General features: G+C 61.8%; 15 protein-coding genes and 1 pseudogene. 9 read left to right on the plus strand and 7 right to left on the minus strand.

Annotated features, from left to right (window positions below; translation table 11 throughout):
* Window positions 1-83: 83 nt before the first annotated feature.
* Window positions 84-662, plus strand: a complete 579-nt coding sequence (locus ACMTA2_RS11375) for a histidine phosphatase family protein (protein ID WP_413794909.1) — start codon at window positions 84-86, stop codon at window positions 660-662.
* Complete coding sequence (gene cobF, locus ACMTA2_RS11380) at window positions 659-1,414, plus strand: precorrin-6A synthase (deacetylating) (protein WP_413794910.1); 756 nt, start codon at window positions 659-661, stop codon at window positions 1,412-1,414. The genes ACMTA2_RS11375 and cobF overlap by 4 nt, the downstream gene beginning before the upstream one ends.
* A gap of 162 nt (window positions 1,415-1,576) precedes the next feature.
* On the opposite strand, the gene ftrA is transcribed toward cobF, so the two are convergent.
* Complete coding sequence (gene ftrA, locus ACMTA2_RS11385; RefSeq protein WP_413794911.1) at window positions 1,577-2,545, minus strand: transcriptional regulator FtrA; 969 nt, start codon at window positions 2,543-2,545, stop codon at window positions 1,577-1,579.
* Between the two features lie 102 nt (window positions 2,546-2,647).
* Here ftrA and ACMTA2_RS11390 point away from each other — a divergent pair, with 102 nt between their 5' ends.
* The 5 genes from ACMTA2_RS11390 to ACMTA2_RS11410 all read left to right on the plus strand — a co-directional run bounded on the left by ACMTA2_RS11390 (window position 2,648) and on the right by ACMTA2_RS11410 (window position 7,182).
* On the plus strand, window positions 2,648-3,082 hold the full coding sequence (locus tag ACMTA2_RS11390) for a rhodanese-like domain-containing protein (protein WP_413794912.1): 435 nt from the start codon (window positions 2,648-2,650) through the stop codon (window positions 3,080-3,082).
* 207 nt (window positions 3,083-3,289) lie between these two features.
* Complete coding sequence (locus ACMTA2_RS11395) at window positions 3,290-3,427, plus strand: hypothetical protein (RefSeq protein ID WP_413794913.1); 138 nt, start codon at window positions 3,290-3,292, stop codon at window positions 3,425-3,427.
* A gap of 976 nt (window positions 3,428-4,403) precedes the next feature.
* On the plus strand, window positions 4,404-5,183 hold the full coding sequence (locus ACMTA2_RS11400) for an ABC transporter substrate-binding protein (RefSeq protein WP_413794914.1): 780 nt from the start codon (window positions 4,404-4,406) through the stop codon (window positions 5,181-5,183).
* A gap of 104 nt (window positions 5,184-5,287) precedes the next feature.
* On the plus strand, window positions 5,288-6,400 hold the full coding sequence (locus ACMTA2_RS11405; RefSeq protein ID WP_413794915.1) for a succinylglutamate desuccinylase/aspartoacylase family protein: 1,113 nt from the start codon (window positions 5,288-5,290) through the stop codon (window positions 6,398-6,400).
* A 65-nt stretch (window positions 6,401-6,465) separates the two neighbouring features.
* On the plus strand, window positions 6,466-7,182 hold the full coding sequence (locus tag ACMTA2_RS11410) for an alpha/beta hydrolase (RefSeq protein ID WP_413794916.1): 717 nt from the start codon (window positions 6,466-6,468) through the stop codon (window positions 7,180-7,182).
* Between the two features lie 123 nt (window positions 7,183-7,305).
* Here the strand turns inward: ACMTA2_RS11410 and ACMTA2_RS11415 are convergent, their stop codons facing one another.
* The 5 genes and pseudogenes from ACMTA2_RS11415 to ACMTA2_RS11435 form a co-directional block, all read right to left on the minus strand.
* The gene (locus ACMTA2_RS11415; protein WP_413794917.1) at window positions 7,306-7,893 is read right to left on the minus strand and encodes a DcrB/PsbP domain-containing protein; all 588 of its coding nucleotides are present in this window, start codon (window positions 7,891-7,893) and stop codon (window positions 7,306-7,308) included.
* 97 nt (window positions 7,894-7,990) lie between these two features.
* Window positions 7,991-8,194, minus strand: a pseudogene (locus ACMTA2_RS11420) (hypothetical protein); the annotation flags it as partial.
* A gap of 57 nt (window positions 8,195-8,251) precedes the next feature.
* Complete coding sequence (locus ACMTA2_RS11425; RefSeq protein ID WP_413794918.1) at window positions 8,252-8,533, minus strand: hypothetical protein; 282 nt, start codon at window positions 8,531-8,533, stop codon at window positions 8,252-8,254.
* Between the two features lie 250 nt (window positions 8,534-8,783).
* Entirely contained in the window at window positions 8,784-9,809 is a 1,026-nt protein-coding gene (locus ACMTA2_RS11430) for a purine-nucleoside phosphorylase (protein ID WP_413794919.1), read from the minus strand.
* Window positions 9,810-9,855: 46 nt separating this feature from the next.
* Window positions 9,856-10,806 carry a nucleoside-specific channel-forming protein Tsx gene (locus tag ACMTA2_RS11435; RefSeq protein WP_413794920.1) on the minus strand — a complete coding sequence of 317 codons (951 nt, stop codon included), beginning with the start codon at window positions 10,804-10,806 and terminating at the stop codon, window positions 9,856-9,858.
* Window positions 10,807-11,103: 297 nt separating this feature from the next.
* Here ACMTA2_RS11435 and selD point away from each other — a divergent pair, with 297 nt between their 5' ends.
* Together selD and mnmH are read left to right on the plus strand one after the other, a co-directional pair.
* Window positions 11,104-12,138 (plus strand): selenide, water dikinase SelD, encoded by a 1,035-nt coding sequence (selD, locus tag ACMTA2_RS11440; protein ID WP_413794921.1) that lies wholly within the window; start codon window positions 11,104-11,106, stop codon window positions 12,136-12,138.
* Entirely contained in the window at window positions 12,138-13,244 is a 1,107-nt protein-coding gene (mnmH, locus tag ACMTA2_RS11445; RefSeq protein WP_413794922.1) for a tRNA 2-selenouridine(34) synthase MnmH, read from the plus strand. The genes selD and mnmH overlap by 1 nt, the downstream gene beginning before the upstream one ends.
* A gap of 122 nt (window positions 13,245-13,366) precedes the next feature.
* Here mnmH and ACMTA2_RS11450 read toward each other — a convergent pair whose 3' ends face one another.
* On the minus strand, window positions 13,367-14,041 hold the full coding sequence (locus ACMTA2_RS11450) for a histidine phosphatase family protein (protein ID WP_413795633.1): 675 nt from the start codon (window positions 14,039-14,041) through the stop codon (window positions 13,367-13,369).
* Window positions 14,042-14,122 lie beyond the last annotated feature (81 nt).

Genomic DNA, 14,122 nt, shown 5'->3' on the forward strand with positions numbered 1-14,122 from the left:
ATTTGATTTCGTATAAGGTGCTGTACAACTAAATCCATGATTATCCCTCCCATGCGTCCCTCCGATCAGATGAGAGTCACAGTGTGCAAACCCTTCGCCTGACGTTGATCAGCCATGCCCGCACCGCAGCCCAGAAGCAGGCGCGCTTCGGCCTGGACGAAGCCCTGGACACCGTTTGGCTGGGGCGCCGTGGGCCGCTCGGGCATGACTATCGAAACGTTCGGGAGCTGCTATGCGGGCCGGAACTGCGCACTCGCCAGACCGCCGCCCTGTTCGGTGATGCGTTCCAGGTGGACTCGTCCCTGGCCGATTGCGACCTGGGACGCTGGCGCGGATTATCCATCGATGAGTTACTCAAGGTTGAACCCCAGGCCCTGCAAACCTGGCTCGACGATGCCGAGGCGGCTCCCCATGGGGGCGAATCCGTCGCCCGGTTGTGTCGCCGTGTCGGCGACTGGCTGACCCGCCTGGAAACCCGAGCGGGGCACTTGCTGGCCGTGACCCACCCCTTCGTGATCCGCGCCGCCTTGATGAATGTCTTGGGCTGCCCGGCCGCCACATTCAATCGGATCGACATTGAACCGTTGTCCACCCTGGAGTTGCGTTTCAATGGCGTGTGGCGATTGCGCGTCCAGGCACCTGGCCAGGAGTCACCGGGATGAAGAAGTTATCGGTCATTGGTATTGGGGCCGGCGATCCGGATCACCTGACGATGCAGGCCGTCAAAGCCTTGAACCGCCTGGACGTGGTCTTCCTTATGGACAAGGGGCCCGCCAAGGACAAGTTGTTGGACCTGCGGCGCGACATCTGTCGACATTACATCGTTGATCGCACGTACCGTTTCGTCGAAGCCTACAGCCCGGAACGCCACCGCGGTGATCTGGACTACAAGGACAGCGTCGAAGCGCTGAATCGCGCGAAACAGGCCACCTTCGAACGGTTGATCGATGAAGAACTGTCCGACGGGGAGCAGGGCGGTTTCCTGGTGTGGGGTGATCCGGCGTTGTACGACAGCACCGTGCGCATCCTGCAGGCGATGCTCGACGCCGGCGGCTGCACGTTCGAATTCGAGGTGATTCCCGGCATCACCAGTGTCCAAGCCCTGGCCGCCCGGCACAAAGTGCCGTTGAACAACATTGGCGGTTCGCTGGAAATCACCACCGGACGCCGCTTGGCGGCGGGACAGGTGGGCGATGCGGCGAGTGTGGTGGTGATGCTCGATGCCGAGGACGCCTATCGCCAGGTGAACGATCCCGATACGCAGATCTACTGGGGGGCCTATGTGGGAACGCCGGACGAAATCCTGATCGCCGGCCGGCTGGGGGACGTGGCCGATGACATCGAGCGCACCCGCAAGGACGCGCGAAAGGCCAATGGGTGGATCATGGATACGTATTTGTTGCGCAAACCCTGATACTGCCCCCATTTGTGCGAACACCGTTGTGGCGAGGGGATTTATCCCCGCTGGCTGCGAAGCAGTCCCCAATAAACCCCACAGGATCAATCGGACTTTTGAGAGGGTTGCTTCGCAACCCAGCGGGGATAAATCCCCTCGCCACATAGATGTCCGACGGTACTATTGCTGACACCCCCGCCCAAACCGCTCCCGATACACCGACGGCGCCAACCCCACGACGCTGCGAAACGCCACGCGAAAGCTCTCCACCGAGCGATAGCCACACAGTTGCGCGATGTTGTCGGTGTTGTCCCCGGTGCTTTCCAGCAGCTCGCGGGCCCGGGCCAGGCGTTCGTGCTGCAGCCAGGCCTTGGGCGACACGCCACAGGCCTGGGTGAAGTGGCGCAGGAAGGTGCGTTCGCTCATGGCCGCCTGACTGGCCAGTTCGCGCACGCCGAGGGGTTCATGCAGGCGCTCGCGGGCCCATTGCATGACGCTCGACAGGTCGCTGCGAGGCGTACGGCTGACCGGCGAGGGAATGAACTGCGCCTGGCCGCCCGTACGTTGCGGTGACATCACCAACCGGCGCGCCACAGTATTGGCGACCTGGACACCGTAATCCCGTGCCACCAGGTGCAGGCAAGCGTCAATGCCCGCTGCGCTGCCGGCCGAGGTAATGACCTGTCCTGAGTCCACGTACAGCACATCCGGGTCTACCCGGACAGTGGGAAAGCGCTGGGCGAACTCGTCGGTGTAGCGCCAGTGAGTCGTGGCGCCCAAGCCATCGAGCAGCCCGGCGGCGGCCAGTACGAAGGCCCCAGAGCAGATCGACAGCAGGCGCGCGCCACGGGCGTGGGCCCTGCGTAGCGCGTCGAGCAACGCTTGGGACGGTGGCTCGCTGCGGCTGCGCCAGCCTGGCACGACAATGGTCCGGGCAGTTTCGAGCAGTTCCATGCCGCCGTCGGCCAATACCTGGAAACCGCCCATGGCGCGCATCGGACCGTCATCGACTGCGACGATCCGATGCTCGTACCAGGGGAAATCGAATTCCGGCCGCTCCAATCCGAAGATCTCCACGGCAACGCCGAATTCGAAGGTGCAGAGGCCGTCGTAGGCGAGGATCGCGACCAGACCCGGGATAGGCTGCATTTGTCGGAAAATTCCCACAGAGTGTCTTGTACGCCACTGTAGCGGCAAGCATCGGGGGGATAAAGTCTCTTCACGCCTTTATCTACCCTGGAGTACACACCCATGACCAGCCTGGTTCGCGAAGTCCCGGCCGCACCGTGCGATATCGCCCTGCAGCATTTCAGCCGTCGCCTGTCATTCGAAACGGACTGTTCCGACGTTCACGCCAGCCAACAGGCCGGCAGCGTCGATTTTGTGCTGGTGGATGTACGCGGACCGCTGGCCTATGAGCGTGGGCATGTACCTGGGGCGATCAACCTGCCGACCCGCTCACTGACCGCCCAGGCATTGGCCGCCTATGCCAAGTCCACCCTGTTCGTGGTGTACTGCGCCGGGCCCCATTGCAATGGCGCGAACAAGGCTGCGGTGCGTCTGGCCACCTTGGGTTACCCGGTCAAGGAGATGATCGGCGGCATCATGGGCTGGCTCGATGAAGGCTTTCGCCTGACCGGTTCGGTGGAGCGCGTGGCGGACGAGGCGATCCGCTGCGACTGCTGACTTTTTGCCCTGCGCGGCTATCCCGGCATTTATGCCGGGATGCCCGCTGCGCAAATGCCTGCGATCGGCCAGCGTGGTTTAACGGGGCGGCCCAGATCAAAATCAAACGCGAGGCGGCCTTATAGCCCGGCCTGGTTCAGAGTGAACGCGTTCACCCTGTGGGAGCGAGCTTGCTCGCGAAGGCGATTTCACTGTCGATGAGGATATTTGCAGGGTCGTACAGGCCATGAGCGTCAGGTAGTCGAGGGTGGCGTGCCGGTGTTCGCTGACGCAGGCGTGGAGTTCGGGCAATGGGGCGGTGCGGTCGATGAGCAGGATGGGGTGGGTGGTGGCGATGGAGGTTAGCGGGTAAAGCGGTTAGATGATTGATTTGTCGGTCATAAGGTTGGGCTCTATCAAGGAAAATGAATTGCCACCTTGTTTGCTGCGAATCAAACGGGTGGCAGTTGCGCGCGGGTTCGCAGACCGAGGAATAGACCAAACCCGGCAGACCCGAAGATCTCCCACCCGCAACCGCCATAAATGAACGCGGGCAAGTTTGCCCGAGTTTTCATTCGACGGTGCAAAGTCTCATCCGTTGTTAGGGTTGCGAAATCCTCCCCACAAACCCCGTGGCGAGGGAGCTTGCTCTCGCTCGGTGGCGCAGCTGTCGTAAATCCTGGGCATGGGGTTGGTCTGATGAAAAGAGGGGCTGCTCCGCAGCCCAACGGGGATAAATCCCCTCGCCACAAAGGGAGGGATTCCTACGAGATTTTCAGAAGGCCAGGGGGAGCAATTGATTTCAGAAACGGAACGCGGAGCGCCAAAAACTTGTGGGAGCGAGCTTGCTCGCGATGTCGTAGGCACAGCCAACATCACCGCAAACTGGCCCTCCGCTTTCGCGAGCAAGCTCGCTCCCACAGTTGGATCGGAGTACGACAAAAGAGACAGGTCGGCTATAAGGCCGCCTCGCTTCGGTTTTTGATCTTAGGCACACCGAGCCTAGGCGAGGTGCCGAGTGGTGGGGCTAGAGCGTTTTGCTTACTTTTGACTGGGCCGGCTTCCGGGCTTCTCAAAAGTGAGCCACTGTAAGAGCGGAACCGCCAGTGGCCGTTACCGAAGAAACGGATATACACCCGAACTACAAACCTGTCAGGTTTTTCCCAAACCTAATACTCCCCAGGCAACCCTGATTATTTTCATAACTATTTGTCGCCTCCACACAATTCCCCTCCTGAGCACCCCTCTAGACTCCCGCCCACTTCGGTTCCTCGTTGACCGAACGCTGCCTACGAATCTGCCAATAATGACCAATAAAACCCCTGCACACTCAGGAGCGAAAATGAAGAAGCTAGCCTTGTTCGGTGCCTTGGCACTGTCCGTGTTGTCCCTGTCGGCCGTGGCCGAGGACGCCAAGCCGATCCGCCTCGGGATCGAAGCCGGTTACCCGCCTTTTTCGATGAAAACCCCCGACGGCAAGCTGGCCGGCTTCGATGTTGATATCGGCGACGCCCTCTGCGCACAGATGAAGGTCAAGTGCGTCTGGGTCGAGCAGGAGTTCGATGGCCTGATCCCTGCGCTGAAAGTGAAGAAAATCGACGCGATCCTGTCGTCCATGACCATCACCGACGATCGCAAGAAAAACGTCGACTTCACCATCAAGTACTACCACACCCCGGCCCGCTTCGTGATGAAGGAAGGTTCCGCGGTCAAGGACCCGCTGACCGAACTCAAGGGCAAGAAAGTCGGTGTGCTGCGCGCCAGCACCCACGACCGTTTCGCCACCGAAGTGCTGGTGCCCGCCGGAATCGACCTGGTGCGCTACGGTTCCCAACAGGAAGCCAACCTGGACATGGTCTCCGGTCGCCTCGACGCCATGCTGGCCGACTCGGTGAACCTTGACGAAGGTTTCCTGAAAACCGACGCCGGCAAAGGTTTCGCCTTCGTCGGGCCGACCTATGAAGACGCGAAATACTTCGGCGGCGGTGCCGGCATTGCGGTGCGCAAGGGTGATAAGGCCCTGGCCGATCAATTCAACGCAGCCATCACCGAAATCCGCGCCAACGGCACGTACAAGAAGGTGCAGGACAAGTACTTCGCCTTCGACGTCTACGGGCATTAATCGCTGAATCTCGAGGTGGCCCGCCGCTGACCCGGCCGGCCACCTTTTTCATGGGCGATTGTTTTACGCTGCGCCTATCGAGATACCGTCATCCGGAGTTCCTCATGCAACGCATCGACCATACCTTGCCATGGAGCCACCTGGGCACCGAGCGCCGGCTCAGTGTGTTTCGTTACGGCCACGGCCCGCGCAAGGCTTACATCCAGGCCAGCCTGCACGCCGATGAACTGCCGGGCATGCGCACCGCCTGGGAATTGAAACAGCGGCTCAACGACCTCGAGGCCCAGGGCATGCTCAAGGGCGTGATCGAGCTGGTGCCGGTGGCCAATCCCATCGGCCTGGATCAACATCTGCAAAGCGCTCACATGGGGCGTTTCGAACTGGGCAGCGGCAAGAACTTCAACCGTTCCTTCGTGGAGCTCAGTGCACCAGTGGCGCAACGTATCGGTGATCGCCTGGGCGACGACCCGGCCGCCAATATCACCTTGATCCGCCAGACCATGGCCGAGGTCCTCGATGACCTGCCGCCACCCCCTTCGCAACTCGAAGCGCTGCATCGCCTGCTGCTGCGCCATGCCTGCGACGCCGACGTCACCCTGGACCTGCATTGCGATTTCGAGGCGGCGATCCATTTGTACGCCTTGCCGCAACAGTGGCCGCAATGGCGCTCCCTGGCCGCGCGTCTGAAAGCGGGGGTGGCGTTGTTGTGCGAGGACTCGGGCGGCAGTTCGTTCGACGAGTCCTGTTCCTCGCCCTGGTTGCGCCTGGCCAAGGCCTTTCCCGCGGCGGCGATCCCACCGGCGAACCTGGCGACCACGCTGGAGCTGGGCAGCATGGGCGATACCCGGGTGGAGCAGGCCCGAGCCAATAGTGAAGCCATCCTCGGGTTCCTGGCCGAGCAAGGTTTCATCGCCGGAGAGTGGCCGCCCGCACCGGCGCAGTGCTGTGAAGGTTTTCCGTTCGAAGGCACTCAATACCTGTTCGCGCCGCACCACGGCGTGGTGAGCTTCCTGCGTGAGGCCGGCGAATGGGTGGAGCGGGGCGATCCGCTGTTCGAGGTGGTCGATCCGCTGAACGATCGGGTCACCACTGTGCGGGCCGGCACCTGCGGCGTGCTGTTTGCCCTGGACCGTGGACGCTACACGCAGCCGGGGATCTGGCAGGCAAAAGTCGCCGGGCGTGAGCCGATTCGTACGGGGAAATTGATCAACGACTGATCACTGCTGTCTACCTCACCGCACGCGCCATGCCGTGCGACTATCGAAACGATGGAGGAAGATCGATGTTCAAAGCGCTCGCCCTGTTTCTATTGCTGGTCTCGTCCGGGTTGCAGGCCCAGCCCGCGTTGCACACGGACTTGCCGCTCAACTACCTGGCCCAAGCCGATGAGCAGGCCCGGAACCGGCCGCTGGTGATCTTCCTGCACGGTTCCGGCAGTAACGAGCAGGACCTGTTCGAACTCAAGAACGAGCTGCCGCGGGATTACAATTACCTTTCGGTGCGGGCGCCGAAGCGCATGGAGCAGGGCCGGTATCAGTGGTTCGCCAAAAAGGGCGAAGGTGCCTACGACGGTGATCCCTCGGACCTGAAGGCCAGCGGCCAGATGCTGCTGGATTTCATCGACAAGGCCCGGGCCAAGTATTCGACCGACGCGAGCAAGGTCTACCTGGTGGGTTTCAGCCAGGGAGCGATGATGAGTTACGAAGTGGCCTTGCGACACCCCGAAGTCGTCGGCGGCATTGCCGCGATGGGCGGGCGGGTCCTGTCGGTGCTGCGGGCGGAACTGACGCCCGACGAATCGCGACGGACACTGGCGGTGTTCATCGGCCATGGCACGGCAGACCCGATCATTCCCTACCACGATGGCACCGAGGCCAACACCTTCCTCAAGACCCTGGCACTGGAACCGGAATTCCATGCCTACCCGGGCGTTGGCCACAGCATCAGCGCCGTGGAAGTGCAGGACCTGCGGGCCTGGCTGGAGCGGCTCAATCCCTGACCACCGTAAGTCCCTGTGGGCGCTGAACTTGCTCGCGATAGCGGTGGATCAGCCTGCATCAATGCCAGGATGTGCCGATGCCATCGCGAGCAAGCTCGGCTCCCACATGCTCCGGGGTGCTTGCTACTGACCGCTGGCGATCTGTTTCACCAACGCTTCATGCCCGGTCTTGTCGCTGGCCCGGGAGATGATCTGCACCACGGCCATGCGCGTGCCGGAGGCGCCTAGCAACGTGGTGTCGAGGGTTGGCCCGCCGCCCTGGGTCGCGCGGGTGTCGAGCTGACGCAGACCCAGGCCGGTGCCTTTTTGGGTCAGGCTTTTTTCACTGAGGATCTTGGCGTCCGGCAGGGCTTTGATGCGTTGGGCGGCGAAGTCGGCCATGGTGGTGTCGAGGAATGCACCATCGTCGTCCTTCACATTCGTACCGTTGACGATGGTGTTCTCAGCGGCAATCACCACGGTTCTGCTGGTGGCATTGCTGTACATCGTCCCTGTCGCCCCAGCGGTGCCCTGGGCCACTTCACCGGCGGGTAGGGGCGTCGCCGTGAAGCCCTTGGGCAAGGTGAAGGTGAACTTGCCGCCGAGCATCGACACTTTCTGCGCCGCTGCATCGCCGGCAGGTTTGGCCGGGGCCGCTTGGGCGGCTACTACGACCAGGCTGGCGATGGCCCCCAGCAACAGGGCGGCGCCTTGTTTACTCAGCAATGACATTGAAACGCTCCACAGATGGTCGTGCCTGGACGCCGATCATCCCATGGCCGTCGCAGCTGACTCCAGCGCCAGTGCAGAAGAAACCGTCATTTTGGAGAAAAGTGTGCGGCGCCGTCAGCAGCGCGACCAGGGCGATCAGGCTCGACAACGGCAGCGAAGCCGGTAGCCAGGAAAGGATCAATGCCACCAAGGCCCCGACCCCTAGCGCGATGCCCAGCGCTAGGGGCCAGTTGCGATGCTGGGCGACCTGGGCGTACGCCACGCAGAATGCAATCATCGCGAACATCGCCGACCGCGCGGCAAACAGCGCGATACGTAAGGAGGTGCTCGATCACCGTGGGAGCCCGGCCTGAAGCACTTAGTCGGGTTCCACGTCCAATTGCAGGCTGTCGTCGGCCAGGCGCTCGGTTCGCCGGACAATACCGCTGATGCGTCGGCCTTCGGCGTTGAACACCACAATCTGGGCTTTATCCAGATCCGCCGGCAGTGGTGGTCGCACGTGCAGCGCGAACCAGGGCGGTTCGCCGTCATCGAGGCGTTTGACCTCGAACTCGCAGTCGACACTTTTGGTGTCACGACCAAACAGCGTGTCGAGGCCGTAATCAAGATGGGTACTGTCGGCAGCAGGGTCGAGGGACATCGGTGGTCTCCTGGATAGGTACGCACGGCTGATGTTCAAGTGATTCTTCCCAGGATGGAAAATTCCATTGGTTGAGCCGCTGAGAACAGCCTGGCCTCCATCATGCAACGGTTCCCTGTGGCGAGGGGATTTATCCCCGTTGGAGCGCGAAGCGGTCCTGAACCCCGGTTATCCGGGGGGCAGACTTGCGGCCGTTTCGCGACCCCGCGGGGATGAATCCCCTCGCCACAAAGGGCCAGGCCCTGAAAGATCAGAGGCCTGGCACGCCGTTCTTCCACGCCGACCAGTTCTTCACGATGTCTTGCACCAGCGGGTTGCCGGTGCGGAACAGGTTTTCCAGCGCCGGGACGAACGCGCCTTGGTCGGCGTACTTGAGCAGGTTGTCCACTTCATCGCCACCGGGCTCGGGACGGTCGAAATCGGACCCGGCCCGCAACACGGCCAGGCGGTTGATGTCCACCCGACCTTCGCGGCTGGCTCGTAGCAAGGCTTCGTAGGTGGAGTTGTCCTCCTGCTGGGTCGTGCAGTAGACGCCTTTGTTATCGGTGAGCAGGCGGGTCCAGACTTCGGCGCGCTCGCTCAGGCGCGTGCCGGAGAACCAAGTGTTACCGGCCAGGGTGTCGCAGCGGGTCACCACCGGCGGCTGGTTGGCCGGGGCGTACGGATACTTCAAGCGCCAGGCCGCCGATTCCTTGCTTTCCGCCAAGGTCACCTGCTGGCTGAGGGCAAAGGCCTTGGCTTGCAGGGCCGGGTTGAGTTCGAAGACTTCCGTCTTGTAGTCCAGCGGCGGCTTTTCGTTCGGCCCCTTGGTGTTGATGCCCAGGTAGCCGGTGGGCCAGTCCTTGGGCACATCCCGCGAATCCAGTTCCCATTGGGTGCCGAACTCCACCAGGTAATGGGCCCAGGCGGTCGTGCCCAGCGTGCCGTGGTGCGGGTTGATGCCGGCGATCCCGGCCACCAGGAAATAGCTCTTGCGCAGGTCGACGGTGGGGGAGAGCGCCAGGGCCAGTGTCGAGGCTGCGGCGTTGGTCTGGCCCATGCCGGTAATCAGCAGGCAGACCCGTTCGGCATTGCAGCGGATCGTCGGGTATTCGGCGGAAAGTCCCGACACGCGCATTTCAGTCTTGAGTTCGAGGCGATCGATCCAGTTCTGCGCTTCAGGAGCGAACATCGTGATCAGCATCACTTTGGGTTGAAGCGGCGGTGCGGCCCCGGCGGTCGAGCAGAACAGCGCCGTGCAGGCCAGGCCGATTGAAATAGACAGGCGATTGATCATGTATTCGTGACCTCCATGGATTCGAAGTGGTGCTTCTATGGTGTGCTCAGAATTGATAGCCAACGCCGGCGTAGTATCCCCAGCCATCGGAGCGGGCGCGGAAGTTGCCGTCGCCAAAGTTAAGCTCACTGCCGTCCTGCCAGTTGCCGCCGTTGTGGAAGTAACGGCCCACCAGCGTAAAGCGCAGGTGTGTGAACGAATACAGCAAAACGTTGGTGGCGACCGTCGCGTTGGCGGTGCGGGCGGGGTTGTCCTTGTGCAGGTCCGAACCGAAATCGAAGTTGGTGAAACCAATGTAAGTCAGGGATGCGCCATTGCTGAACTGACTGATGGGCACGATGTACTTGAGCTGGGCGCGGTAGCCGTCCCAGGAGTATTCATTGCTGGCGCCATAGTTTTCCCATTGATAACGGCCATAGAAGTTGGCAGACAGGTTGACCCTCGAGTGGGTGTCGATGTCGGTGCCCAGGCCGCTGTACAAGGTGTTCGCGCGATTGGCGCTGTTGCTGCCGTGGTCGTAGATCCAGTCGAACGCCACATACCATTCCTTGAACGGCCCGATGGCCAGGCTGCGGCCGGCCAGGTAGTCGATGGAAATACGCGGTTCGTGCTCCATGAACACGGGGGAACCGTGGTCCCACACCCCTTTGTCGTGACTGTTGCCAATGTTGAAAATCTTTGGAATGTCGACGTAGCCATAGAGCTCGAAGGGCCCCTTGCGTCCGAAGTATTCATATTCCAGATAGATATCGTCGGCCGGTCGTGGGCCGAAGCTGATGTCCTTGCTGCCGATGAGCGTCAGGTCCTGGTTGTACCAGTCCGACAGGTAGGCGCCTTTTTTCGAGGGGGTGGCCTCGGGGCTGAGGGCTTCGCCCTGGGCGGACACCTCGGTGGTTTGGGCTTGTGTCGTGGTGCTGAGTAGTCCGGTAACGGCGGTCAGTAGCAGGGCGGCTGCCAATACGCCGGGTGTAGCGCGACACCGGGAAGTGCAGTGCATGGAAAGTCCTTGTTCGTGAGGGCCGAAGCCGTGTTCCGTCATTGAGAAAAAACCGTCGATCCGCCGGAGGTGGTCGATTGCGCAAACGTTTGCATATCCAATGCCAGTTTTTCGCAGTGGCTTGAAATGCTTGGAATTCAGGTGGTTTTCCTGTCCTTTTGGTCAGCTAAGGTGCGCTGGATATGCCCCGGTTACTCGAAGCGGCACCAAAGTGTTGCACGGACGAATATCCGGCGCGGCACAGAGCCGGTGGCGTTGCTGCTAGAATCGGCCTTCTTGACTGACCAGAGGTATGCCATGAGCGAGCCGATTCGCCTGACCCAGTACAGCCACGGCGCCGGTTGCGGCTGCAAGATTTCGCCCCAGGTACTGGAAGTGATCCTGGCCGGCAGCGGTGCGCAGAACCTCGATCCCAAGCTGTGGGTCGGCAATGCTTCTCGCGACGATGCCGCGGTATACGCCATCGACGAGGAGCGCGGGGTGGTCTCGACCACCGATTTCTTCATGCCGATTGTCGACGACCCGTTCGACTTCGGTCGCATCGCCGCCACCAATGCCATCAGCGACATCTACGCCATGGGCGGTGACCCGCTGATGGCCATTGCGATTCTCGGTTGGCCAGTCAACGTACTGGCCCCGGAAATCGCACGGGAAGTGATTCGCGGCGGTCGTTCCGTGTGTGACGAGGCCGGTATTCCCCTGGCCGGCGGGCATTCGATCGATGCGCCTGAGCCGATCTTCGGCCTGGCGGTCACAGGCCTGGTGCAAAAGCGCCACATGAAACGCAACGACACGGCCACTGCCGGTTGCCGTCTTTACCTGACCAAGCCCCTGGGCATCGGCATCCTCACCACGGCAGAAAAGAAAGGCAAGCTGCGCGCCGCCGATGTTGGCCTGGCCCGTGACTGGATGTGCACCCTCAACAAACCCGGCAGCCGCTTCGGTAAGCTCGACGGCGTGACCGCGATGACCGACGTCACCGGCTTCGGCCTGCTCGGTCACCTGGTGGAAATGGCCGACGGCAGCCAACTGACCGCGCGCATCCGCTATGGCGCGGTGCCGCGCCTGCCGGGCGTCGAATACTACCTCGATCTGGGCTGTGTACCGGGCGGTACGCTGCGCAACTACGACAGCTACGCCAGCAAGGTCGGGCGGGTCCAGGAACTGCACAAGCGCGTGCTGTGTGACCCGCAGACCAGCGGCGGCCTGCTGATTGCCGTCACCCCTGAAGGTGAGGGCGAGTTCCTGCGGGTTGCCACTGAACTGGGGCTGGCGCTGGAACCTATCGGCGAACTGGTCGAACGACAGAGTTACGCGGTCGAGGTGTCTTGATGAGCCATGACATCACCGATTACCGCGACATCTTCCTCAATGACCGGCCGATGATGGACACACGCGCCCCGGTGGAATTTATCAAGGGCGCTTTCCCCGGCGTGGTCAATTTGCCCTTGATGACCGACCACGAACGGCAACGTGTCGGTACTTGCTACAAACAGCAGGGGCAGCAGGCGGCCATCGTCCTCGGGCATCAACTGGTGTCCGGCGAGACCAAGGCCCAGCGTATCCAGGCTTGGGCCGCGTTCGCCAAGGCCCATCCCGACGGTCTGCTGTATTGCTTTCGCGGCGGCCTGCGTTCGCAGATCGTCCAGCAGTGGCTCAAGGACGAAGCCGGCATTGACTACCCGAGGGTGGGCGGTGGCTACAAAGCCATGCGCACCTTCTTGCTGGACACGGTCGAACAGGCGGTTACCCAGTGCGACCTGGTGCTGCTGGGCGGCATGACCGGCACCGGCAAGACCGAAGCGCTGGGTCAACTGAGCAACGGCCTGGATCTGGAAGGTTATGCCAACCATCGCGGTTCCAGCTTCGGCAAGCGTGCCACCGGCCAACCTTCCAACATCGATTTTGAAAACCGCCTGGCCGTGGACGTGCTGAAAAAACGCGCCGCCGGCATCGAACAATTCGTGCTTGAGGATGAGAGCCGTGCGGTCGGCAGTTGCGCCTTGCCGCTGTCCTTGTACCAGCGCATGCAACAGGTCCCGATGGTCTGGCTGGAAGACAGCCTGGAGCGTCGGGTCGAACGGATCCTGCAGGATTACGTCGTCGACCTGTGTGCTGAATTTGTCTCAGTGCATGGCGACGAAGGTTTCTCGCTGTTTTCCGAGCGATTGCTGACCAGTCTGGACAACATCCACAAACGCCTGGGCGGCGACCGTCACCGACGCTTGAAGGACATCCTGGAAACCGCCCTGGCCGAGCAGGCCAACAGCGGTGCCGTCGATTTGCATCGTGGGTGGATCGAAGGCCTGTTGCGTGAGTATTACGACCCGATGTATGTGTTCCAGCGGGAAAAGAAGGGCCTGCGGATCGAGTTCTCGGGGGAGCAGGCGGCGGTGCTGGAATATCTGCGGGAGCGGGCGGCCCGGGGACAGGTTTGATATCCACTGTCGACTCTTGTGGGAGCGGGCTTGCTCGCGAAAGCGGCGGATCAGTTGGCGGGGATGTCGACTGTGCCATCGCCTTCGCGAGCAAGCCCGCTCCCACAGGGAGTGGCGACTGATCAGGTCGGGCAGGTTTCCTGGCCATTGTCCAGGCCTTGCTTGTAGCTCTGGCTACTGAGGCTGGCCTTGCCGTTGTGCCAGGTCAGGGTCAATACATACAGTGAATCGAAGTCTCCCGAGGCCCAGTCTTCGGTAATGGTCTGCTTCTTGCCCACCGCCTCACCGGCGACCTTGTTGATCAGTTCCGGCAGGTAGCCATGGGACCAGGCGGTGTAGATGGTGGCGTTGTGGTACTTGTCGTCCAGCAATTCATCCGCCAGGTCGCTGGTGTCGTTGGCCGAATAGTTGATGTTCACCGGCAACCCGAGCTTGATGGCGCTGGGGCTGATGGTCATCAGCGGACGAATATAGCTGTAGGAGTTGTCCAGCTCACCCTCTTCGACATTGCGGGTAGGGTTGGCCGCGAACACGTAGTCGGCCCTGCCGAATTTTGCCGGCAGCAGGGTGGCCAGGTCGATGGCGCGGTTGAGTCCCTGGCAATTGAGCTGGCCCAGGCCACCGGCGGGCTTCTCGGCGTGGCGCAGGAAGACCAGGGTCTGGACACCGTCGGCTGGCTGGGCGCGGCTGACGCTGGACTCCAGCGACAACACCAGGCCACAGACCACCAGCAGGGTCGGCAGCATCAGCCACGAACGGTGTTTGAAACGTCTGGCGAAATTCAGTGGGTTCATCATCGAATAAATAGTCTTCAGCACGCTTGAGTCAGGCTGACAAACCCTGGCACCGCGAAGCGGACGGCCCCGGGTGTTTTCCCT

The sequence above is a fragment of the Pseudomonas medicaginis genome, assembly GCF_965119365.1.
Lineage (GTDB): Bacteria > Pseudomonadota > Gammaproteobacteria > Pseudomonadales > Pseudomonadaceae > Aquipseudomonas.

Coding starts and splice junctions, on each gene's coding strand:
- cobF (WP_413794910.1), top strand. CDS start 659: ATGAAGAAGTTATCGGTCATTGGTATTGGGGCCGGCGATCCGGATCAC.
- ftrA (WP_413794911.1), bottom strand. CDS start 2,545: ATGCAGCCTATCCCGGGTCTGGTCGCGATCCTCGCCTACGACGGCCTC.
- ACMTA2_RS11390 (WP_413794912.1), top strand. CDS start 2,648: ATGACCAGCCTGGTTCGCGAAGTCCCGGCCGCACCGTGCGATATCGCC.
- ACMTA2_RS11400 (WP_413794914.1), top strand. CDS start 4,404: ATGAAGAAGCTAGCCTTGTTCGGTGCCTTGGCACTGTCCGTGTTGTCC.
- ACMTA2_RS11405 (WP_413794915.1), top strand. CDS start 5,288: ATGCAACGCATCGACCATACCTTGCCATGGAGCCACCTGGGCACCGAG.
- ACMTA2_RS11410 (WP_413794916.1), top strand. CDS start 6,466: ATGTTCAAAGCGCTCGCCCTGTTTCTATTGCTGGTCTCGTCCGGGTTG.
- ACMTA2_RS11415 (WP_413794917.1), bottom strand. CDS start 7,893: ATGTCATTGCTGAGTAAACAAGGCGCCGCCCTGTTGCTGGGGGCCATC.
- ACMTA2_RS11425 (WP_413794918.1), bottom strand. CDS start 8,533: ATGTCCCTCGACCCTGCTGCCGACAGTACCCATCTTGATTACGGCCTC.
- ACMTA2_RS11430 (WP_413794919.1), bottom strand. CDS start 9,809: ATGATCAATCGCCTGTCTATTTCAATCGGCCTGGCCTGCACGGCGCTG.
- ACMTA2_RS11435 (WP_413794920.1), bottom strand. CDS start 10,806: ATGCACTGCACTTCCCGGTGTCGCGCTACACCCGGCGTATTGGCAGCC.
- selD (WP_413794921.1), top strand. CDS start 11,104: ATGAGCGAGCCGATTCGCCTGACCCAGTACAGCCACGGCGCCGGTTGC.
- mnmH (WP_413794922.1), top strand. CDS start 12,138: ATGAGCCATGACATCACCGATTACCGCGACATCTTCCTCAATGACCGG.
- ACMTA2_RS11450 (WP_413795633.1), bottom strand. CDS start 14,041: ATGATGAACCCACTGAATTTCGCCAGACGTTTCAAACACCGTTCGTGG.